The organism is Luteimonas terricola (genome assembly GCF_004352845.1).
Lineage (GTDB): Bacteria > Pseudomonadota > Gammaproteobacteria > Xanthomonadales > Xanthomonadaceae > Luteimonas > Luteimonas terricola.
Window position 1 is genome coordinate 106,042 of sequence record NZ_SJRX01000003.1, and the last position, 20,465, is coordinate 126,506.

At 67.6% G+C, this 20,465-nt stretch carries 19 protein-coding genes and 2 tRNA genes; 9 read left to right on the forward strand and 12 right to left on the reverse strand.

The window, feature by feature from the left end; translation table 11 throughout:
* Positions 1-120 precede the first annotated feature (120 nt).
* The 4 genes from E2169_RS08015 to E2169_RS08030 form a co-directional block, all read right to left on the reverse strand.
* Complete coding sequence (locus tag E2169_RS08015; RefSeq protein WP_132986109.1) at positions 121-3,312, reverse strand: efflux RND transporter permease subunit; 3,192 nt, start codon at positions 3,310-3,312, stop codon at positions 121-123.
* Positions 3,313-3,322: 10 nt separating this feature from the next.
* Entirely contained in the window at positions 3,323-4,555 is a 1,233-nt protein-coding gene (locus E2169_RS08020; protein WP_132986110.1) for an efflux RND transporter periplasmic adaptor subunit, read from the reverse strand.
* Positions 4,552-5,802, reverse strand: a complete 1,251-nt coding sequence (locus tag E2169_RS08025; RefSeq protein ID WP_132986111.1) for a TolC family protein — start codon at positions 5,800-5,802, stop codon at positions 4,552-4,554. Before E2169_RS08025 ends, E2169_RS08020 begins: the two co-directional genes overlap by 4 nt.
* A gap of 66 nt (positions 5,803-5,868) precedes the next feature.
* Complete coding sequence (locus E2169_RS08030; RefSeq protein ID WP_207918377.1) at positions 5,869-6,228, reverse strand: hypothetical protein; 360 nt, start codon at positions 6,226-6,228, stop codon at positions 5,869-5,871.
* Positions 6,229-6,582: 354 nt separating this feature from the next.
* On the opposite strand from E2169_RS08030, the gene E2169_RS14255 reads away from it, so the two are divergent.
* Positions 6,583-6,726 carry a hypothetical protein gene (locus E2169_RS14255; RefSeq protein ID WP_165942369.1) on the forward strand — a complete coding sequence of 48 codons (144 nt, stop codon included), beginning with the start codon at positions 6,583-6,585 and terminating at the stop codon, positions 6,724-6,726.
* A gap of 43 nt (positions 6,727-6,769) precedes the next feature.
* Here the strand turns inward: E2169_RS14255 and E2169_RS08035 are convergent, their stop codons facing one another.
* The 4 genes from E2169_RS08035 to E2169_RS08050 all read right to left on the reverse strand — a co-directional run bounded on the left by E2169_RS08035 (position 6,770) and on the right by E2169_RS08050 (position 12,122).
* The gene (locus E2169_RS08035) at positions 6,770-8,545 is read right to left on the reverse strand and encodes an alpha/beta fold hydrolase (RefSeq protein WP_132986113.1); all 1,776 of its coding nucleotides are present in this window, start codon (positions 8,543-8,545) and stop codon (positions 6,770-6,772) included.
* A gap of 177 nt (positions 8,546-8,722) precedes the next feature.
* On the reverse strand, positions 8,723-8,950 hold the full coding sequence (locus tag E2169_RS14560; protein WP_341777417.1) for a hypothetical protein: 228 nt from the start codon (positions 8,948-8,950) through the stop codon (positions 8,723-8,725).
* A gap of 34 nt (positions 8,951-8,984) precedes the next feature.
* Positions 8,985-10,418, reverse strand: coding sequence for an aldehyde dehydrogenase family protein (locus tag E2169_RS08045; protein ID WP_132986114.1), 1,434 nt, complete (start codon positions 10,416-10,418; stop codon positions 8,985-8,987).
* A 57-nt stretch (positions 10,419-10,475) separates the two neighbouring features.
* Positions 10,476-12,122: an acetolactate synthase large subunit gene (locus tag E2169_RS08050; RefSeq protein WP_132986385.1), complete on the reverse strand. Its 1,647-nt coding sequence runs from the start codon at positions 12,120-12,122 to the stop codon at positions 10,476-10,478.
* Positions 12,123-12,322: 200 nt separating this feature from the next.
* Between E2169_RS08050 and E2169_RS08055 the strand changes: the two genes are divergently transcribed.
* From E2169_RS08055 to E2169_RS08080, 6 genes are all read left to right on the forward strand, one after another.
* On the forward strand, positions 12,323-13,222 hold the full coding sequence (locus tag E2169_RS08055; protein WP_132986115.1) for an amidohydrolase family protein: 900 nt from the start codon (positions 12,323-12,325) through the stop codon (positions 13,220-13,222).
* Positions 13,223-13,262: 40 nt separating this feature from the next.
* Positions 13,263-13,937, forward strand: a complete 675-nt coding sequence (locus E2169_RS08060) for a trimeric intracellular cation channel family protein (RefSeq protein ID WP_132986116.1) — start codon at positions 13,263-13,265, stop codon at positions 13,935-13,937.
* A 12-nt stretch (positions 13,938-13,949) separates the two neighbouring features.
* Positions 13,950-14,360, forward strand: a complete 411-nt coding sequence (locus tag E2169_RS08065; RefSeq protein ID WP_132986117.1) for a CopL family metal-binding regulatory protein — start codon at positions 13,950-13,952, stop codon at positions 14,358-14,360.
* Between the two features lie 118 nt (positions 14,361-14,478).
* Positions 14,479-16,287: a copper resistance system multicopper oxidase gene (locus E2169_RS08070; RefSeq protein ID WP_132986118.1), complete on the forward strand. Its 1,809-nt coding sequence runs from the start codon at positions 14,479-14,481 to the stop codon at positions 16,285-16,287.
* Complete coding sequence (locus tag E2169_RS08075) at positions 16,284-17,123, forward strand: copper resistance protein B (protein WP_132986119.1); 840 nt, start codon at positions 16,284-16,286, stop codon at positions 17,121-17,123. The genes E2169_RS08070 and E2169_RS08075 overlap by 4 nt, the downstream gene beginning before the upstream one ends.
* 34 nt (positions 17,124-17,157) lie before the next feature.
* Positions 17,158-17,676 (forward strand): DUF411 domain-containing protein, encoded by a 519-nt coding sequence (locus E2169_RS08080; RefSeq protein WP_188726139.1) that lies wholly within the window; start codon positions 17,158-17,160, stop codon positions 17,674-17,676.
* Positions 17,677-17,689: 13 nt separating this feature from the next.
* Here E2169_RS08080 and phbB read toward each other — a convergent pair whose 3' ends face one another.
* Positions 17,690-18,442 carry an acetoacetyl-CoA reductase gene (gene phbB, locus E2169_RS08085; protein WP_132986120.1) on the reverse strand — a complete coding sequence of 251 codons (753 nt, stop codon included), beginning with the start codon at positions 18,440-18,442 and terminating at the stop codon, positions 17,690-17,692.
* A 123-nt stretch (positions 18,443-18,565) separates the two neighbouring features.
* On the opposite strand from phbB, the gene E2169_RS08090 reads away from it, so the two are divergent.
* Together E2169_RS08090 and E2169_RS08095 are read left to right on the forward strand one after the other, a co-directional pair.
* Positions 18,566-18,641, forward strand: a tRNA-Ala gene (locus tag E2169_RS08090).
* Positions 18,642-18,681: 40 nt separating this feature from the next.
* Positions 18,682-18,757 (forward strand) — tRNA-Glu (locus E2169_RS08095).
* 71 nt (positions 18,758-18,828) lie between these two features.
* On the opposite strand, the gene E2169_RS14260 is transcribed toward E2169_RS08095, so the two are convergent.
* The 3 genes from E2169_RS14260 to ppsR all read right to left on the reverse strand — a co-directional run bounded on the left by E2169_RS14260 (position 18,829) and on the right by ppsR (position 20,430).
* Positions 18,829-18,993: a hypothetical protein gene (locus E2169_RS14260; RefSeq protein WP_165942370.1), complete on the reverse strand. Its 165-nt coding sequence runs from the start codon at positions 18,991-18,993 to the stop codon at positions 18,829-18,831.
* A 4-nt stretch (positions 18,994-18,997) separates the two neighbouring features.
* The gene (locus E2169_RS08100) at positions 18,998-19,525 is read right to left on the reverse strand and encodes a DUF1249 domain-containing protein (protein WP_132986121.1); all 528 of its coding nucleotides are present in this window, start codon (positions 19,523-19,525) and stop codon (positions 18,998-19,000) included.
* Positions 19,526-19,608: 83 nt separating this feature from the next.
* Positions 19,609-20,430 carry a posphoenolpyruvate synthetase regulatory kinase/phosphorylase PpsR gene (ppsR, locus tag E2169_RS08105; RefSeq protein WP_132986122.1) on the reverse strand — a complete coding sequence of 274 codons (822 nt, stop codon included), beginning with the start codon at positions 20,428-20,430 and terminating at the stop codon, positions 19,609-19,611.
* Positions 20,431-20,465: the final 35 nt, after the last annotated feature.

Here is a 20,465-nt window from a genome sequence, read left to right on the forward strand (position 1 = left end):
GCGCGGGGGCGTCTGTGGCCGGAAGGAATTGCGTTGGTTTGAACATCATGTGGAAACGATTTCCAGGTCAGGTAATGAGAGAGGCACGGAGCGGCCGCGGGGACCGCTCCGCGCCTCGGGTCAGGCGTTCGTGGGCGCGGTGCCTGCGGACGGCTCGCGGCCCGCACGCTTCTTCGGGCGATGCACCATCCGGTAGAGACCCGGCAACACCAGCAGCGTCAGCAGGGTCGACGAAATGATCCCGCCGATGACCACCGTGGCCAGCGGACGCTGCACCTCGGCGCCGGTACCGACATTCAGGGCCATCGGCACGAAACCAAGGCTCGCCACCAGGGCCGTCATGAGCACGGGACGCAGGCGCGTCAGCGCCCCGTTGACGACGGCGTCATGCACGCTCGCGCCTTCTTCGCGCAGCTTGCGGATGAAGGTGATCATCACCAGGCCGTTCAGCACGGCGACGCCCGAGAGCGCAATGAATCCCACGCCCGCGGAGATCGAGAACGGGATGCCGCGCAGCCACAGCGCCAGCACGCCGCCCGTCAGCGCCAAGGGCACGCCGCTGAAGACGATCGCGGCGTCTTTTGCCGATCCGAATGCCATCAGCAGCAGGCCGAAGATCATGACCAGCACCACGGGCACGACGATGCCGAGCCGTTGGCCTGCCGAGATCAGCTGCTCGAAGGTGCCGCCATAGTTGACCCAGACGCCCTGCGGTAGCTCGACCTCTGCAGCCACCCGGGCCCGAAGCTCTTCCACGAACGAGCCAAGGTCCCGACCACGGACGTTGGACGTGATCACGATGCGGCGCTTGCCGTTCTCACGGCTGATCTGGTTCGGACCGAGCTCCACCTCGATGCTGGCCACGGCACTCAGTGGCACCACTCCCGGCAGGTACGCCATGGATCCGGCGTCCGCCCCGCCGTAGCCCGCCGGCAGCGGGATCGGCAACGACGCGAGCGCACGCGGATCCTGGCGCTGCGCCTCCGGCAGCCGCACGACGATGTCGAAACGCCGGTCGCCGTCGAACAGCTGCCCGGCGTTCGCGCCGCCCATGGCCGCAGCGACCGTATCCTGTACATCGGCGACCGAGAGGCCATAGCGGGCCAGCGCCGCCCGGTCCGGCGTGATGACCAGCAGCGGCAGCCCGGTGATCTGCTCCAGGGCCACGTCCGCACTGCCGTCGATCGAGCTCGCGATACCCTCGATCTGCGCCCCGACGGCGGCGAGTTCCTCCATGTCATCGCCGAACACCTTGACCGCGACCTCGGCGCGGACGCCCGCGATGAGTTCGTTCATCCGCATCTGCACGGGCTGGGTGAACTCGTAGTTGTTGCCGGGAATCGCCCGCAGTACCGTCTCGATCTCGGCCATGAGGGTCGTCTTCGGCTTGCCCGGATCCGGCCAGTCGGCCCGGTCCTTCAGCATCACGAACGTGTCCGCGACCGACGGGGGCATCGGGTCGGTGGCCACCTCGGCCGTACCGATCTTGCCGACGACCTTGTCGACTTCCGGGAACTCCTTGATCCGGGACTCGAGCAGCTCCTGCATGCCGATGGCCTGGGTGAGGCTCGTTCCCGGAATGCGCAGGGCGTGGATCGCGACGTCGCCCTCGTCCAGGTTGGGGATGAACTCCGTTCCCAGGCGGGTGGCGAGCAATCCGCAGAGCACGACCAGCACCGCGGCCACCGCGGCCAGCGGAGCGCGCAGGGCAATGGCCTTCTCCAGGAGGGGGGCGTACACGCGGCTCGCGGCCCGCATCACCCTGGTCTCCTTCTCCTCCACCTTGCCATTCACGAACAGCGCCACCGCCGCCGGCACGAACGTCAGCGACAGCACCATGGCCGCGGTCAGCGCCATGACCACGGTGATCGCCATCGGGTGGAAGGTCTTACCTTCGACGCCGGAGAGCGCGAAGATCGGCAGGTACACCGCGGCGATGATGAACAGGCCGAACAGGCTCGGCTTGATCACCTCGGTACTTGCCACGGCGGCCAGGTCGAACCGCTCCTCGCGGGTCAGCAGCCGGCCCAATGCACGCTGCCGCTCGCCGAACCGGCGCAGGCAGTTCTCCACGATGATGACGGCGCCGTCGACGATCAGCCCGAAGTCGAGCGCACCCAGGCTCATCAGGTTTGCCGACACCCGGTTCTGCACCATGCCGGTGATGGTCATCAGCATCGCCACCGGGATCACCGCCGCGGTGATGAGGGCCGCGCGGATGTTCCCCAGGAGCAGGAACAGCACGGCGATGACGAGCAAGGCACCCTCCAGGAGGTTCTTCTGGACGGTCGCGATGCTGCGGTCCACCAGCCGCGTGCGATCGTAGACGGCTCGGGCCGAGACACCGGCCGGCAGCGTGGCGTCGATCTCCTCCAGCCGCTCGGCGGCCCGCATCGCAACGTCGCGGCTGTTCTCGCCGATCAGCATGAACACCGTGCCGAGCACGACCTCATGCCCGTCCTGGGTCGCGGCGCCAGTCCGGAGCTCGGAGCCGACCTGGACATCGGCCACGTCGCCGACGCGCAGCGGCAAGCCGTCGCGCATGGCCACCACGATGTCCCGGATGCCGGCCTCGTCCGCGACCTGCCCCGGGATGCGGATCAGGTTCTGCTCGCCGCGCTGCTCGATATAGCCCGCGCCTGCGTTGGCGTTGTTGCGTTCGATCGCCCTGCGCAGGTCGTCGATCGTGAGCTTGAATGCCACCAGCTTCGAGGGGTCGGGCGTCACGTGGTACTGCTGCACGTGGCCGCCGATGGTGTTGACCTCGGTGACGCCCTTCAGGTTGCGCAGCTGCGGGCGGATGACCCAGTCCTGCAGCGTCCTCAGGTCGGTCGGGGTCCAGGCCTGGCCATCGTCCTTGACGGCGCCCGGCTCCGATTCGACCGTGTACATGAAGATCTCGCCTAGGCCGGTTGCCACCGGTCCCAGGGTGGGCTCCAGGCCGTCTGGCAGCTGCGAAGCGGCCTGCTGCAACCGTTCCGCGACCTGCTGCCGGGCGAAGTAGATATCGGTGCCATCCTCGAAGACCACCGTGACCTGGGACAGGCCGTAGCGTGAGATGGACCGCGTGTACTGCAGGCGGGCCATGCCCGCCAACGCGGTTTCCACCGGGAATGTCACCCGTTGTTCGGCCTCGAGGGGCGAATAGCCCGGTGCCTCGGTGTTCACCTGGACCTGGACGTTGGTGATGTCGGGCACGGCGTCGATCGGCAGCCGGCCATAGCTCCACATGCCCAGCACCGAGACGCCGAGGACGAGGACGAGGACCAGCCAGCGATGCGCGATCGCCGCGCGAATGATGCGCTCAAGCATTGCGTTCTCCTCAGTGGTCGTGGCTGGCGCCGGATTTTTCGACGTCGGCCTTCATGAGGAAGCTCTGCTCGGTCACATAGGGCGTTCCGGGCTTGAGTCCGCCGAGAACCTCCGCATAACGACCGTCGCGATCGCCAAGTTCGAGCATCCTGACCTCGTAGGTGTCACCCACCTGGGCAAACACCACGGTAAAGTCACGGAACCGCTGGAGACCTGCTTCCTGGACCGCAAGCGGCACCTCCTTTTCGTCCACGGTGACGTCGCCGGTGACCATCATTCCGGGGCGCCAGCGGCCTTCCGGGTTGTCGATGCTGGCGCGCGCCACAACGCTTTGACCGGATGCGAGCGGGAGCAACATCTCGATCCTGGCTTCGACCTTGCCGGCACCAGTCGCCGAGCCGATCTCGATCGGCTGGCCCACCGCAAGCCTCTCCGCGTCCGCTCCAAGGGCACGCAACTCGACCCAGACCTTCGAAACGTCCGCGATCTCCACCAGCACGTTGGCGTCGGCCACGTCGCCCGCATTGGTGTTCCTGGCGATCACGACGCCGTCGAATGGTGCGGTCACCGGGTACGTGCGCATGCTGTCGTTGCCTTCCACCGTGACCAAGGTCTGGCCCCGGCTGACACGCTGGCCCTGCTCGACGCTGACCGAGCGCACCGTGCCTGGAAACCTTGCCTTGACCTGTGCGTGGCGGTTGGCGTCCAGCGTCACGACGCCCATCAGCCTGACGGTGTCGCGGATGGTCTGCGGACCGGCGACTTCGATCTCCACGCCGGAGGCCTGCGCGGCCGCGGCCGGGATCGTGGTGCGCCCCTCGTAGGACTCGTAAACCCACTCGTGCGACTTGCCGGCGTACTGCGCGCGGACTTCGACGTCGAACGAATGCGGCTCGGTGACTTCTCCGCTGTCAGTGAGGAACGTGCCCTCCGGCTTGAAGCTGAAGTCGTTCACCTCGCCATCGAGCCGCTTGAGGCGGATGGTGGCCTGCACGTCCTGTGGTGCGACAGGCTTGTCGCCTTGGTACGCGTAGAGGCGGTAGTGCGGGGGCGCGTTCTCTTCGAAAATGGTGACTTCGAGGGCGAAGTCGCCATCACGGAGCATCCGCCCGCGGTTCGGGCCGCGCTCGTACTCGCCAGCGGCTGCGGCTTCAGCAGAGGGATCAAGGGAGGCAGGTTGCTTGGCCCCGCCGCAGGCGGCCAGCGCAAGGCAGATCATCAGGGAAAGCGGGAAGCGGATCATGGGATGGTGTCCTGGACGGTGGCCGTGAGACTTTCGATTTCGGCCAACAGGGTGTGATAGCGGGCAGTGGCTTCGAGCTGGCGGATGCGGAGGTCGAAGAGCTTCCGCTGGCTCTGATCGAGCATGAGGAAGGCGAAACGGCCCTGTTCGAACCCGCGACGCGTGATCGCGACCGCCTCCTCGGCCTTCGGAATCATTGCCGTCCTCAGGCGCTCTACTTCGTGTCGCGCGTGGGCGAGTTCCTGGTAGGCGGCGAAGAGCTGCTGATGACGCTCGTAGCGCTGCGACAGCATGCGGGCGTCGATCGCGGCGATCTCAGCGTCGGCTTCGGAAACCGAGTGCCCGGCCCGGGCCCGCGTGCCGAGTGGCACGCTGACCGACATCACCAGGCCCTGGTCGTCCAGGCCTTCCAGCCGCCGGACTCCAAGGCTCAGGTCGATGTCCGGCTTCGCGCTCGCCATCGCCACGCGCCGCCTGGCGTCCGCCGTTTCGCGCTGCAGCGCCGCGTGGCGCTGCCCCGGAGTGAGGGGCAGCCGGGCAGCGAGCGCAGCGAGTTGCGGCAACTCGGGCAGCACGTCGAAGTCGCCGACGGCATCGGAGAAGTCCGGTTCGAGCGTGCCCCAGATGGCCGCAAGCGTGACCCGCGCACTCTCGAGCTCGTGCTGTGCGTCCTCGAGTTCCAGCTCCGCCTCCGCGAGCGCGATCTCGGCGGACCGGAGGTCCGACTCGGGGTTGCGCGCCGCGTTGACCCAGGAGGCCACCTCCCGCCGCGTCCGCTCCGCGAGCTGCACGCGCTCCCTTGCGAATGCGAGGCGCTCCTGGTCGGCAACCACGTCGATGAACCGGGAGGTCGCCTCACGGACGAGCGCGACGCGGACGGCATCCGCCTGGTTGAGCTGCTCGTCGACTTCGGCCCGCCCCAGCGCCTCCCGGGCCGGTCGCTTGCCGCCAAGCTCCAGCACCTTGCCGATCCGCAGTGTGGTTTCGCTGGAGCGCACACCGGACAGCATCCCGCTTCCGGCGAAGTTCTCGAATTCACCGCCGATCGTCAGCGGTTTGGGTAATGCCCCCCGGGCGGACCGCGCTTCGGCAGCCCGCAGTTCCGCCTTCTCGGCGACGAGCAGTGGATTGGCGCCCAGCGCCCTGGACACGGCCTGATCCAGACGCAAGGGTTCGGCGGCATAGCCGGGCAAGGCAACGCCGCAGGTTCCGGCCAGGGCCAGAACCAGCAAGTAACGCAGATTCACGGAGAACCTCCGATTCGGTTGACGGGATACGCAAGAGCAACTGCCCGCAGGCAGCCGGAAGCGTCGTCAGGCGATCGGAGGTCGGAACGGAAGGGTCAGAACAGACCTGGGCAGTCCCGGCGCGTCTGCGCCCGAGAGATCGACCGTCGCGGGCAGGAACGAAGGCACCGGCAACGCGGCGGAGAGCACGGCATAAGCGCCGCCGCAGGTCGACTGGTGGAGGAGCGCGTGGGCGCCCAACGCATGGGCGGGATCGTCCTCCTCGTGGGGTACATGGTCGTCGTCGTGCGCGCTCGCCACGTGCGACCCATGCTCCACGGCATGCAGCTCCCCAACCGCTGCAAGCATTGGCTGCACGAGCATGGCGAGGGCAAGCAGCAGCAATGCTGCTTTACCCGAGAGTCGGCGGCGGAGCCAGAGAAGCATTTTGCGACGATACCTCGAATTGATACAGTGTTTCAATTGGCGTCGGAGATTGCCATCCTGGCGGACAAGCTGCAGCCGAACCAGCATTTAACGGGTCTGGGGCGCGCGGTCCGCACGCCCGTCAAGGCCGGACCAGGGCGTCGACCCATCCCGGGGGCCAAACGATGGCCGACCCACCAGTCCGAGCACGTGCGGGAGCGTGTCCGCCGCGCTCCTCATGCCATGTCCGCTTCGGCTCGAATGCAGCCCTTCCCTACCCCCGATAATGCTGCCTAATCACCCCTGGCTAATACCGTTTCGCGACCAAAGACGCGCGCGAACCCACGTGTTGCTGCCAGTGCGCAGGGAACTACCGTGAATCGTTGCCCCGACTATCGCCAACGGCATGCAAGTGCGGTGGAAACCGAACTCGGCGAGACCATGCCGGATGGCGCCGCCGAGAAGCCGGGCCAACACGCCGACGACATGGCCAGCGCCACCGACGCCGAACCGACATAGCCCCTCCCCCACCCGGCACATTGGCGACATGGGGAGGTCCCCGTCACTCCGCCGTGGCTGGCTGCGGGGTTGGCTGTGAGACTGGCAGCCTGGCCAGCAGGATCCGCTTGAGCACGGTGATGGTTTCCGGGAGGGTCTGCAGGTCGTGGCCGCCACGCACGCGGTACTCGGCACCATCGGGCCATGAGGCGCTCTGCAGCGAGACGACGCCGTCGCCGCGCGCCGCATCCTCGGGATCGAGTATGCCGATGATGGAGTGCACGCCCACGCCCGGCGCCGTCGGCAGTTCACTCGCCGCGCGGCTCACCGGTTGCGCGGGCGACAGCGTCGCCAGGCTGTCCGGCCCGCCGGCCAGGTAGTTGTCGCGCACCTCGGGCTGCACCTGGCCGGGATGTCCGAGGGTCATCCGGACCAGATAGTCGAGCACGTCCCGCGGACCGCCGATGAACCTCCGGACCAGGCGCGCCATCATTCCCTCCGCCATCAGGCTGCCCCGGTGCGGTGCGGCGATCAGCACGACGTCGTCCACGCCCTCCAGGGGTTCGAACATGAAAAGACCGCGGGCGGCCTCGATGTCGGCGGCATCGGCCTGCAAGGCATCCGGCGGCACGGTGAATGCCGCATCCCACAGCGCTGTTCCGGACTCGGTGACCAGCAGCCGCGTCAGCACACCACCCATCGAGTGGCCCACGATCACCATGGGCGGCTGGGGATGATAGGGCGACAGGCGTCCGCGTTCGCGAAAGTCGGTGATGGTGCGGGCCAGCCCCTGCCGGTTGACGAGGAACGGCAAGCCGGTGGGATAGCGCGCAAGCCAGAACTGGTAGCGGTCGGAAATCCTCGGATCGCCGAGCAGCTCGTTGACCATGTTGGCCCAGGTCATCGGGCTGCTCGCGAAGCCGTGCACCAGCAGGACGACGTCCTTGTGGTAATCGATCGGCGCCAGCAGCCTGATCTGGGGTTCGCCATCACCGTCCGGCGCGCCGCGGAGGAGCCGCCACATGTCCAGCTCCTCTTCGAACGCGATCGCGGCGCTGGCATAGGCCGCGCTCAGGTCGCGTGCGAGCGGGATGTCGCCGAAGACGGTCGCGACCGACGCTTCACGCGAGGCGTCGGTGGCGAGCAGGCTGGCGTTGCCCTCCGCATCGACGACCAACTGCACCGTGACCGGCAGCGCGAAGGGCTGCGCCGGGAACGCACCCACTGCTTCTTCCGTGCGCCCGAATGCCACGGCAGGCGCACCGATGCCGTCCTTGATCTGGCGGGTGCGCAGCCCTTTCGGCCTCAGCGCCGCGGCCAGCTCGAGCCGCTCCACGGCGGACCTGGGGAAGCGGCGCTCGTCCACCCGCCAGGCGATCGCCTGCGGACGGTCGACGACGTCCTGCACCAGGCCCGAAGTACAGGCGTTGTGCAGGCGCAGCGCCATCTGCGAACGCGCATCCAGCGGGCCGAAGCGCCCGGGCAGGTTGGGTCCGAAAAGATAGCGATGGGTCAGGATGCCGCAGCGGGTGAGCGCCTGCGTCCGCGCGTCACCGGTCGCAGCGCGGCCATGCAGGAACAGCACGTCCGCGGCCGCGATCAGGCGGACCCCCGGGCGCATGGGGTCGGACGCATCAAGGATCGCGTCCGCGCAGATGGGACCGGAACTGCTGCACGCCTCCTCCAGCCCCAGCATCGAGATGACCTCGCGCGTGGTCGCCCAGGGGCGCGCCGGCAGGCGCAGGCCATCGATCCTGGTGGAGACCGTCATGCGGTCGTCGCGGTCGAGGCCGAGGGTCTGGCAACCCGCGACCAGCAGGCACGCGGCCAGGGCGGGCATCCAGGCCTTCCAGAATCGAATTGCCCTGCTCAACCTTCCTCCGGAGCCGCCGCGGTGCCGGGCCATGGTAGCGGCTCCAGTGCCTTCGTGAAGGCGTGCGCGGGTGCTCCTGATGTGCCCTGCCCTTCGCCAACGCAGGACCACCAGGGTCCTGCATCGTGCGTCCGGCAGCCTGGATCAGCCCGCGAGCCTGGTGGCGACCTCGGCCACCAGGCGACCCTGGAAGCGGGCGCCTTCGAGTTCGTTCCCGCTCGGCTGGCGCGAGCCGTCGCCGCCAGCGGATGGATCCCGCGCGTCCCGCGCCCACCATTTCGTGAGGCCTGCGATGACGGACGGCACGAAACGATACGGCCGCGTGAGAACGGTGCGGATCGTGTCAAGCGGATGTGGGCCTGGATTCTTCATGCCGCTGCCTTGAACCTCGCCCCGCAGGCGCGCCTTACGGTCGGCGAATCACCAGGTTGCGGATTTCGGTCATGTCTTCCATCGCGAAACGCACGCCTTCGCGGCCCAGGCCCGAATCCTTGACTCCGCCATAGGGCATGTTGTCGACGCGGTAGCTGGGCACGTCGTTGATCACCACCCCGCCGACATCGAGATGATCCCAGGCGTCGAACATCTTGAACAGGTCGCGCGTGAAGACGCCCGCCTGCAATCCGAACTTCGAGGCGTTGCCTTCGGCGAGTGCGGCATTGAAATCGGTGAAGCTTGACAGCACCGCGACAGGGCCGAACGCCTCTTCGGTGACGATCCTGGTGTGGGCAGGCACGGCTTCGAGCAGGGTCGCGCCGAGCATCGCGCCGTCGCGGCTGCCGCCGCAGAGCAGAGTGCCGCCGGCGGCGACCGCCTCATTGATCCAGGTTTCGAGCCGTGTCGCCTCCTTGACATCGATCATCGGGCCGATGAACGTGTCGCGCTGCTTGGGATCGCCCGCCACCAGCGTCTTCGTCCTGGCGACCAGCATGTCGCGGAAGCGGTCGTAGACATCGGCATGGATGATGATGCGCTGCACCCCGATACAGCTCTGCCCCGACTGGTAGAAGGCGCCGAAAATGACGCGCTCGAGCGCATCGTCGAGATCGGCATCGGCATCGACGATCACCGCGGCATTCCCGCCGAGTTCGAGCACCACCTTTTTCTTGCCGCTGCGCGTCTTGAGATCCCAGCCGACATCGGGCGATCCGGTGAACGAGAGCAGCTTGAGCCGGTCGTCGGTGGTGAACAGGTCGGCACCGTCGCGGCTGGTGGGCAGGATCGAGAATGCGCCCTTGGGCAGGTCGGTTTCGGCAAGCACTTCGCCGATGATGATCGCGCCCAGTGGGGTCCGGCTCGCCGGCTTCATCACGAACGGACAGCCCACCGCGAGCGCCGGGGCGATCTTGTGCGCGGCCAGGTTGAGCGGGAAGTTGAACGGCGATATGAAGGAACACGGCCCGATGGGCACGCGCTTCCACATGCCCTGGTAGCCCTTGGCGCGCGCCGAGATGTCGAGCGTCTGGACCTCGCCGTTCATCCGCACCGACTCCTCGGCAGCGATGCGGAAGGTGTCGATCAGTCGGCCGACCTCGCCCTCGCTGTCCTTGATCGGCTTGCCCGCCTCGACGCACAGCGCGTAGGCGAGCTCGTCGTACCGCTCGGTGAAGCGGGTGACGCAATGGGTGAGCACCGCCTGGCGCTCGTAGCTCGCCATCCGCGCCATCGGTTCCGCCGCTTCGACCGCGCCCGCGATCGCCGTATCGATCGTGGCGACATCGGCCCGCGCGACGCGGAATGCGATCTCGCCGGTGAACTTGTCGGTCACTGCGAGATCGGTGTTCGGCTGCTGCGCCACATTGTTGAGATAGAGCGGATAGACGGACTTGAGCCTGGTCATTCGAAACTCCCGGGGCGCATCCCGCTTTCCGGCGAAAGCCGGGGAAAGGGACAGCGATTACAGTTCTTTCGACAGCTTCTTGATGTCGATGTTGAGGATCTGGTCGTTTTCCGAGTAGTCGACCGGGCACTCGATCAGATGGACGCCAGGCGTGTCGCGGGTATGCGCGAGCAGCTGCTTGAGATGCTCGGCGCTTTCGGCGCGATGGCCGAACGCGCCATAGCTTTCCGCGTACTTGACGAAATCGGGGTTGCCATAGGTCAAGCCCCAGTCCTTGAAGCCCATGTCCGCCTGCTTCCAGCGAATCATGCCGTAGCTGTCGTCATTGACGATCAGCACGGTGAGGTTGAGCTTCAGGCGAACGGCGGTTTCCATCTCCTGGCTGTTCATCATGAAGCCGCCATCGCCGCAGATCGCCATCACCTTGCGATCGGGATAGACCATCGCCGAGGCCATGGCCGAGGGCAGGCCCGCGCCCATCGTGGCGAGCGCATTGTCTAGCAGCACGGTATTGGGGCGATACGCCGTATAGCCGCGCGCGAACCAGATCTTGTAGATCCCATTGTCGAGACAAATGATGCCGTCTTCGGGCATCGCCGCGCGGACCTGTTCGACCAGAAAGGGCGGGAAGATGGGGAAGCGTGCATCGCCCGAGATCGACGCGGTGTGCGCGACCTCGGCCTTGCGCACCGCCAGCATCGCGTCGAACGTCCAGCCGCCATTGGGAACGATGTCCTGCTTGATCTGCCAGATCGCGTTGGCGATGTCGCCGATCACCTCGATCTGCGGGAAATAGACCGGATCGACCTCGGCGGTCCTGGACGAGATATGGATCACCTGCGCGCCGCCCGCCCGCATGAAGAACGGCGGCTTCTCGATCACGTCATGGCCGATATTGACGATCAGGTCCGCGGCCTCGACCGCACGGTGTACAAAGTCGCCTGCCGACAGGGCCGCGCAGCCGACAAACCCGGGATGACGCTCGTCGACCACGCCCTTGCCGAGCTGGGTGGTCAGGAACGGAATGCCGGTCTTCTCGATGAACTGGAGCAGCATCCGGCAGGTCATGGTGCGGTTGGCGCCTGCGCCGATCACCAGGATCGGCGACCTGGCGTTTTCAAGCGCATGCACCGCAGCGCGGATCGACTTCACATCGGCATTGGGGCGCCGCGTGTGGCTGCGTTTGAGCGGCACCGATGCGGTCTTCTCGCCGGCGACGTCCTCGGGAAACTCGATATGCGTCGCCCCGGGCTTCTCCTCTTCGGCGAGCCGGAACGCCTCGCGCACCCGGCTGGGAATGTTGTCGGCGCTGGCGAGCTGATGGGTGAACTTGGTCAGCGGCTTCATCATGCCGACCACGTCGAGGATCTGGAAGCGGCCCTGTTTCGACTTCTTGATCGGCTTCTGCCCTGTGACCATCAGGATCGGCATGCCGCCAAGCTGCGCATAGGCGGCGGCGGTGACCAGATTGGTCGCGCCCGGCCCCAGTGTCGCCATGCATACCCCGGTCTTGCCGGTATGCCGGCCATAGGTCGCGGCCATGAAGCCAGCGGCCTGTTCGTGCCGGGTAAGGATCAGCCGGATCGTGGTCGAGCGGCTGAGGCTGTCGAGCATGTCGAGATTCTCCTCGCCGGGAACCCCGAAAATGTACTCAACATCCTCTTCTTCCAGGCACTGGATGAACAGATCGGATGCTTTTGTCATGCTGGAATCCCCCCGGAGAAGGCTGCTTGTCGGGACAAAGTCTGGCACACCGTATGTCTGCGTCACGTTCCTGCGTCCGCGACACGGCTTGACGCGAAACAGTGCTACCACGCGCTGCAGCCGGCCGCGAAGTTACACTTCGGTCTGGCCGCTTGCGCCATTCGCCCGCGTCTACACGGAAGACTGCCGGAGACGATGCCATGCGCTTTTCATTCTTTCTGCTCACCTTGTTGCTGGCGTCACCCGTGCTGGCCCAGTCTTACCAGGGGCCGATCATCGACGTGCACCTGCACGCCGGTCCGGCCGCGCCCGGTGCGCCCAACCCAGCCACCGGCAAGCCGACGGCCGCCGGCACCGATGCCAATCGGCAACGCCTGACCCTCGATGCCATGCGCCAGCACGGCATCGTGCTCGGCCTCGCCAGCGGTCCGGATCCCTACATGGCCAGCCTCCGCCAGGCCGGCGGCGATGCGATCTGGGCCGGCGCCTTCCTCGATGACGGTCGCACTCCCCTGCCCCCGCCGGAGGTCGTGCGGGCGGCCTTCGCCAGCGGCGATCTGAAGGTACTCGGCGAGATCGGCGCGCAGTATCACGGGCTCGACCCGAGCGACCCGTGGTTCGAACCCTATCTCGCGCTGGCCGAGGAATTCGATATTCCCGTCGGCATCCACACAGGCCTGGGCCCACCCGGCACGCCGCACGGCTGCTGCCCGGACTTCAGCGTGGAGCTCGGCAATCCGAAGCTGCTGGAGCCGATGCTGAAGCGCCATCCGAAGTTGCGCGTGTGGCTGATGCACGCCGGCTGGCCCTACCTGCAGGAAACCAAGGCGCTGATGTACGTCTACCCGCATCTGCATGCAGATGTGTCGGTGATCAACTGGATCATCCCGCGGCAGGAATTCCACGACTATCTGCAGGCATTGATGACCGCCGGCCTGGGCGACCGCCTGATGTTCGGATCCGACCAGATGGTGTGGCCGGAGGCGATCGGCCTGGCGGTGGAGGGCGTGGATAGCGCGGGCTTCCTGACGCCCGCGCAGAAGCGGGCGATCTTCCATGACAACGCTGCGCGGTTCCTGAAGCTGCCGCCTGCGGACTGATCCCAGGCCACGGCGCTTCGGCCCGGTGCATACTCCCGGCATGATCGCGCTCGAGCTACAAGGCACGCTGGAGTTCAATCGCACCCTGGTCCTCGTCCTGGACCTGTGCGGCACCTTCGCGTTCGCGGTCAGCGGCGCCACGGCCGGCGTGCGCCAGCGTCTGGACCTGTTCGGCGTGCTTGTGCTGTCCTTCGCGGCCTCGACCTTCGGCGGCATCAGCCGCGACGTGCTGATCGGCGCGACGCCGCCGGCAGCCTTCCAGGACTGGCGTTACCTCGCGGTCGCCATGGCGGCGGGCATGATCGCCTTCTACTGGTCGACCCTGGTCGAACGGTTGCGCAATCCCGTGCGGATGCTGGATGCGGTCGGTCTCGCCTTCTTCGCCGTCGCCGGCACGCAGAAAGCGCTGGTGTTCGGGCTCAGTCCGGTGATGGCCGCGCTGATGGGCATGCTCACGGGCATCGGTGGCGGCATGGCGCGGGACATCCTGCTGGCACAGGTTCCAGCGGTGCTGCGTGCCGATCTCTACGCGGTCGCCGCGCTCGCGGGCGCGGTCATCGTGGTGACGGGCAACATGCTGGAGGCGCCGGTGCTGGTATCCGCCGGCATCGGCGGGCTGGTCTGCTTCGGCCTGCGGATGTCAGCCCTGCGCTGGGGCTGGCAGCTGCCCATGGCGCGTGGCCCGCAGCCGCCGGACGGCGGCGGGAAGCGCTAGACTGCCGACACCGTGCGCGCACATGCCCTGCCCCTGCAGATCCTGCTGGTCCTCGCCCTGATCCTGAACGGGATCGGCGGTGCGATGGCCAGTGCGCTCGTCGCGCTGCCCGCGCACGCGCAGGAGGCGGTGTTTGTCGGCGCCCAGGTCGCGCCCGCGCAGCACGGCGATTGCGCCGATCAGGGGCATGGTGTCGCCGCGATGGACCAGCAAGAACCCGCATCGGACTGCCATTCCTGCGGGGACTCCGATTGCAGCGACAGTCCGCAGTGCCGCCAGGCCTGCATGCACGCTTCGGTGGCAGTGCCGCCGCTCCTGACCGTCGGCGTCATCGAGCCGCGCGTGGATGCGGTCCTGCATCGCCTGGACGCCGGCCATCCGGCGCCGATGCTGCCGAGTGCGATCAGGCCTCCCATCGCCTGATCACGGCGCCCTCGCGCGCCGCCCTTCCCGGCGATCGCCCGATTCAAGGGCGACGATCCCATTGAACCCCGATGTCGCGGCAAGGCCCGCCGGCATCGCTGCGTAATCCGGAGATTCCATGCATTACCCTCCCCCGCGCCCTGGCGCGAGCATTCCCCGACGCCGTTTCGTGCAGGGCCTGGCCGCCGGCGGCGCCGTCGCCGCATTGGGCCTCGGCCCCCGGACGGGCCAGGCTGCGCCTGCGTCGCCGGTGCCGGTCCTCACCGGCAGCCATTTCGACCTGTCCATCGGCCGCTCGGCGGTCGACTTCACCGGCCAGCCGCGCATGGCGACCACGGTCAACGGCAGCCTGCCCGGCCCGATCCTGCGCTTCCGTGAAGGCGATACCGTCACCCTGCGCGTCACCAACCGTCTGCGCGATGCGTGGTCGTCGATCCACTGGCACGGCCTGCTGCTGCCGGCGAACATGGATGGCGTGCCCGGCCTGAGCTTCGACGGCATCGCGCCGGGCGAGTCCTACCTGTACCGCTTCCAGGCCCGGCAGTCGGGAACCTACTGGTACCACAGCCACTCCATGTTCCAGGAGCAGGCCGGTCTCTACGGCGCGCTCATCATCGATCCCGCCGAGCCCCCGCCCTACCACCACGACCGCGAGCACGTGCTGTTGCTGTCGGACTGGACCGACATGGATCCGGCCGCGCTGTTCCGCCGGATGAAGAAGGACTCGGCCTACGACAACTACTACCAGCGCACCGTCGGCGACTTCGTCCGCGACGCGCGCGCCGATGGCCTCGGGGCCACGGTGCGCGACCGTGCGATGTGGAACCGGATGCGGATGACACCCACCGACATCTCCGACATCAACGGCCACACCTATACCTACCTGATGAACGGTTCGGCGCCGGCCGGAAACTGGACCGGCCTGTTCCGCCCCGGCGAGAAGGTGCTGCTGCGCTTCATCAACGGCTCGGCGATGACCTACTTCGACGTGCGCATCCCGGGACTGAAGATGACCGTGGTTGCCGCCGACGGCCAGTACATCCATCCGGTGACCGTGGACGAGTTCCGGATCGCGGTGGCGGAGACCTTCGACGTGCTGGTGGAACCGGCCGGCGCGGACGCCTTCGCCATTTTCGCCCAGGACATGGGCCGCACCGGCTACGCGCGCGGCACGCTTGCGGTGCGGCATGGACTGGCTCCGCCGGTGCCGGCGCTGGACCCGCGACCGCTGCTGACGATGGACGACATGGGCCACGGCGGGATGGACCATGGGGCAATGGACCATGGCGGAAGCCATCGCGGCACGATGGACCACGCCGCGATGGGACACGCGGGCATGGACCATTCCGCGCACGGGCAGCACGCGATGGCTTCGATGGAGCACGGCAGTGCCGGCATGCAGCAGCATCCGGCGAGCGAAACCGGCAACCCGCTGGTCGACATGCAGGCGATGTCGCTGGCGCCGAAGCTCGACGACCCGGGCGTCGGCCTGCGTGGCAACGGCCGCACGGTGCTGACCTATGGCGCGATGCACAGCCTGTTCGACGACCCCGACGGCCGCGAACCGGGACGCGAGGTGGAGCTGCACCTCACCGGCCACATGGAGAAGTTCGCCTGGTCCTTCGACGGCCTCAAGTTCATGGACGCCGAGCCATTGCGCATGTCCTACGGCGAACGCCTGCGCATCGTGCTGGTCAACGACACCATGATGTCCCACCCCATCCACCTGCACGGGATGTGGAGCGACGTCGAGGACGAAGCCGGTGCCTTCCAGCTGCGCAAGCACACCGTCGACATGCCGCCGGGCACGAAGCGCAGCTTCCGCGTGCGCGCGGACGCGCTGGGACGCTGGGCCTTCCACTGCCACCTGCTCTACCACATGGAAGCGGGAATGATGCGCGAAGTGCGCGTGGAGGAAGGGGCATGAGCGCCTGGCAGCACGGACTGCTGGCGCTTGCGATCGCGGCGGCAGTGGTCACCCCGGCCGTGGCGCAGGATCACAGCGGGCATGGCGACCACGCCGTGCATGCCGAGCACGCCGCTCCCATGCGCCTTGTGACCCCGATCCCCGAGGTCACCGACGCCGATCGGGCCGCAGCGTTTCCCGGACTCCATCGCAACATGGAGCATGCGCGGGAACTCAACGCCTATCTGCTCTTCAACCGGCTTGAAGCCTGGGATGCCGACCACGGCAGCGGCCAGGCCTGGGAGGCGGAGGGATGGATCGGCGGCGACATCCACCGCCTGTGGCTGCGCTCCGAAGGCGAGCGCGCCGCCGGCAGCACCGACGCAGCCAACCTGGAACTGCTGTACGGCCGCGCCGTATCGCCCTGGTGGGACGTCGTCGCCGGCCTCCGGCACGACTTCGCGCCCGGCCGCTCGCGGGACTGGGCCGCGATCGGCGTGCAGGGCCTGGCGCCGCGGATGTTCGAAGTGGCGGTGACCGGCTACATCGGCGAGTCGGGCCGGACGATGCTGGGCATCGAGGTCGAGCGCGAACTGCTGCTGACCAACCGACTCGTACTCCAGCCCATGATCGAAGCCACCCTCCACGGCAAGCACGACACGGCCCGGGGCATCGGTTCCGGTCTGTCCACGGTCGAAGCCGGCCTGCGCCTGCGCTACGAAGCCAGTCGACGCTTCGCGCCCTACCTGGGCGTGGTGCACGAGCGCGCCTTCGGTGACACCGCTGCGCTGCAGCGGGCGTCAGGGGCGCCGCAACGCGACACGCACGTGGTCATCGGCGCGAGAATCTGGTTTTGAATCAATATTTTATTGGAGAAACATGATAAATTTCATGAATAACAAACCTGCCCTGCTCCTCCTCGGCTGTCTCGCCGCCGTGGCCGCCTGCTCGGCCGGCAACGGCGCTCCGGCCGCGGCCTCCGTGGCCCAGGCTCCGGCCCACAGCCCGGTGCCCGCGACCGATGACGAAGCCTCGCTGCTGGTCGTCCACAAGCACCCCAGCTGCGGCTGCTGCGTGGCCTGGATCGATCACATGCGCGAGGCCGGTTTCGCGGTGCAGGTGCACGACCACGAGGACATGGGCCCGATCAAGCAGCGCGCAGGCGTGCCCTATGCCAAGGGGTCCTGCCACACCGCGGAAATCGACGGCTACTTCGTGGAAGGCCATGTGCCCGCCACGGACGTGAAGCGGCTGCTCGCCGAGCGTCCCGACGCCCGCGGCCTGACCGTGCCCGGCATGCCCGCCGGCTCGCCCGGGATGGAGGTGCCCGACGGCACCGTCCATCCCTACGCGGTCGAGCTTGTCGGCCACGACGGCAGCACCGCGGTGTACGCGCGCCACGGCGAGTAAGCGCGCGCCCGGCTCAGCACATGTGCTGGCCGCCATTGACGGCGATGTTGGCGCCGGTCACGTAGGCCGCGCCCTCGCTGCACAGGAAGGCCACCACGGCGGCGATCTCCTCCGGCTTGCCCAGGCGCCCCATCGGCACCTGGGCGACGATGGACTCGACGATCTCCGGCTTCATCGCCGTCACCAGCGCCGTGCCGACATATCCCGGCGACACGCTGTTGACGGTCACGCCCTTGCGCGCGAGTTCTTGCGCAAGCGCCTTGGTGAAGCCCTGCACGCCGGCCTTGGCCGCGGAATAGTTGGTCTGGCCGAACTGGCCCTTGGTGCCGTTGACCGAGGAGATGTTGACGATGCGGCCCCAGCCGCGTTCGGCCATGCCGTCGACGAAGGGCTTGCTGACGTTGAACATCGAATCAAGGTCGGTGCGCAGCACCGCGTCCCACTTCGCCTTGTCCATCTTGCGGAAGCTCGAGTCGCGGGTGATGCCGGCGTCGTTGACCAGGATGTCGATGGCGATCCCGCTGTCCTGCAGCCGCGCGGCCAGCGCCTGGCAGCTGTCGTAATCGGCCACGTCCACCGGCTCCACCTGGAACCCGCGGCCCGCGGCGGCCTGCGCATCGCGCCAGGTGGACGGGTCTTCGACCCCGGCGAAGCAGGTCACGACCACGCGGTGACCGGCCTCGTGCAGCGCAAGGGCGATGGCCTCGCCGATGCCGCTGGTGCCGCCGGTGACCAGCGCGGTACGCGGGTTTGCGCGATGGGACATGCAGTACTCCTGGTGGAAAGACAGCCGCCAAGTATCGCCGCTGCGACGGGCCATGCGGTCGATTCAGCATCCGCGTGTTGACGAGTCCTGCGCCCACCCCTACAATTCCGCGCTCACCAACGTGGGGCCATAGCTCAGCTGGGAGAGCGCCTGCATGGCATGCAGGAGGTCGGCGGTTCGATCCCGCCTGGCTCCACCACTCATCGATCAGGCCGGTCGTGAGTGATGGACAGTTTCAAGTCCCCATCGTCTAGAGGCCTAGGACACCACCCTTTCACGGTGGACACCGGGGTTCGAATCCCCGTGGGGACGCCACACGAAGAAAAAGCCCGCCTTGATGGCGGGCTTTTTCTTTGCGCTTGCCGCGGGCCGGAGGCCGGAACGCCTCAGCCGCTGCTTTCGCGCGCGGCGATCTCGGTCCAGTCGACCTCGACGCCCTTGCGATGTCCTTTCTCCACCAGTTTCAGGCCGGCCGGGTCGATGGTGAGGGTGTAGGCCTTGTCGCCGATCTGCACTTCGCGCTTCAGTGGCTTGTCGAGCTTCGTCGTCATGGGTTCACCTTGTGCTGTCGGGGGAACTGCCCGCCGAAGATAGCACCGGCGGCCGTGGAGGGCATGATGGCAGCGGCCGCAGCGTGGCCACGCCGTGCCCGCGTTCGGCCAGGTACTGCAGCCATTTGCCCAGGAAGGTGTTCATCCGCATCCGGTGGCCCAGCACTTCGGCTGGCGGCGGGAACATGCCGATCGCGTCCTGCCAGCGGCGGCCGACATAGCAGTGGGTGGCCTCCACCTGCCGTGCGTCGCGGTAGAGGCGCAGGTAGGCGGAGGGATCGGGCTCGCCGGTCACCGGATCGGGCAGCCCGACATAGGCCATGCGCAGCTCGCTGGTATAGGCATGGCGCTCGATCACGTCCAGGCGCAGGTCGAGTGCGTCGTCGACGCGGGAGACGTAGGCACCCACGGCCAGGTCGCCGGGTTCGAACAGGCGCAGCAGGCGCGAATGGTTCTCCGCGTACAGCGCCATCAGCCAGCCGAAACGGCTCAGGCTGGGGACTTTCAGGCGGCGTGCGACGAGTTGCGACATGCCCCGATGCTACACGCCGCACGCGCAACCGGGCAGCTTGACGCGTTCATGTGCGCGGCCCAGTCTGTGAAGTCTGCCGCTGGCTAGAACATGCCGCGCCGGATGCCCAGGGTGCTCATCACCTTGCTCGAGATTTCCTCGATCGAGGTGTGGGTGGTGCTGAGCACGGGGATGCGCTCGGCGCGGAACAGCGCCTCGGCCGCCGCCACTTCCCGCTTGCAGGTCTCGAGCTCGGCATAGCGCGAGTTCGGCCGGCGCTCCTGGCGGATCTGCCGCAGGCGCACGGGATCGATCGTCAGTCCGAACAGCTTGGCCCGGTGGGCGCGCAGCCGGGGCGGCAGGCGATCGTGCTCAAGGTCTTCCTCGGTCAGCGGGTAATTGGCCGCTGCGATCCCGTGGTGCAGCGCCAGGTAGACGCAGGTCGGCGTCTTCCCCGCCCGGGACACCGCCACCAGGATCACATCGGCGGCGTCGTAGTTGATCGACATGCCGTCGTCGTGGGTCAGCGCGTAGTTCATGGCGTTGATGCGCTTGTGGTAGGCGTCGAAATCGACCATGCCGTGGGCCTGGCCCACGCGCGGCTGCCGGGTTTCGCCCAGTTCGGCTTCCAGCAGGCTCATGAAGGGCTCGAACACGTCCAGCACCAGCGCCCCGCTGCCCTCGATGGCCGTGGTGAAGTCGCCGTTGACGCAGGAATTGACCACGATCGGACGTGTCCCGCTGGCCGCCCCCGCCTCACGGATCCGCCCGGCGATCTCGTGTGCGCGCTCGACGCTGTCGACGAAGGGGATGCGCTCGGTGGCGAAGGCGGAGTCCCGGAACTGGGTCAGGAGGCTGTGGCCGACGGTTTCGGCGGTGATTCCGGTGCCGTCGGAGACGTAGAAGACCGGACGCGGGCTCGACATGCGTGTTTTCCTTAGTGTGCCGCGGGCGCCGCGGG

Excerpts from the sequence above, each read along its gene's own strand:
- E2169_RS08015 (WP_132986109.1), bottom strand. The coding sequence starts at position 3,312 with ATGCTTGAGCGCATCATTCGCGCGGCGATCGCGCATCGCTGGCTGGTC.
- E2169_RS08020 (WP_132986110.1), bottom strand. The coding sequence starts at position 4,555 with ATGATCCGCTTCCCGCTTTCCCTGATGATCTGCCTTGCGCTGGCCGCC.
- E2169_RS08030 (WP_207918377.1), bottom strand. The coding sequence starts at position 6,228 with ATGCTTCTCTGGCTCCGCCGCCGACTCTCGGGTAAAGCAGCATTGCTG.
- E2169_RS08035 (WP_132986113.1), bottom strand. The coding sequence starts at position 8,545 with ATGCCCGCCCTGGCCGCGTGCCTGCTGGTCGCGGGTTGCCAGACCCTC.
- E2169_RS14560 (WP_341777417.1), bottom strand. The coding sequence starts at position 8,950 with ATGAAGAATCCAGGCCCACATCCGCTTGACACGATCCGCACCGTTCTC.
- E2169_RS08045 (WP_132986114.1), bottom strand. The coding sequence starts at position 10,418 with ATGACCAGGCTCAAGTCCGTCTATCCGCTCTATCTCAACAATGTGGCG.
- E2169_RS08050 (WP_132986385.1), bottom strand. The coding sequence starts at position 12,122 with ATGACAAAAGCATCCGATCTGTTCATCCAGTGCCTGGAAGAAGAGGAT.
- E2169_RS08055 (WP_132986115.1), top strand. The coding sequence starts at position 12,323 with ATGCGCTTTTCATTCTTTCTGCTCACCTTGTTGCTGGCGTCACCCGTG.
- E2169_RS08060 (WP_132986116.1), top strand. The coding sequence starts at position 13,263 with ATGATCGCGCTCGAGCTACAAGGCACGCTGGAGTTCAATCGCACCCTG.
- E2169_RS08070 (WP_132986118.1), top strand. The coding sequence starts at position 14,479 with ATGCATTACCCTCCCCCGCGCCCTGGCGCGAGCATTCCCCGACGCCGT.
- E2169_RS08075 (WP_132986119.1), top strand. The coding sequence starts at position 16,284 with ATGAGCGCCTGGCAGCACGGACTGCTGGCGCTTGCGATCGCGGCGGCA.
- E2169_RS08080 (WP_188726139.1), top strand. The coding sequence starts at position 17,158 with ATGAATAACAAACCTGCCCTGCTCCTCCTCGGCTGTCTCGCCGCCGTG.
- phbB (WP_132986120.1), bottom strand. The coding sequence starts at position 18,442 with ATGTCCCATCGCGCAAACCCGCGTACCGCGCTGGTCACCGGCGGCACC.
- E2169_RS14260 (WP_165942370.1), bottom strand. The coding sequence starts at position 18,993 with ATGACGACGAAGCTCGACAAGCCACTGAAGCGCGAAGTGCAGATCGGC.
- E2169_RS08100 (WP_132986121.1), bottom strand. The coding sequence starts at position 19,525 with ATGTCGCAACTCGTCGCACGCCGCCTGAAAGTCCCCAGCCTGAGCCGT.
- ppsR (WP_132986122.1), bottom strand. The coding sequence starts at position 20,430 with ATGTCGAGCCCGCGTCCGGTCTTCTACGTCTCCGACGGCACCGGAATC.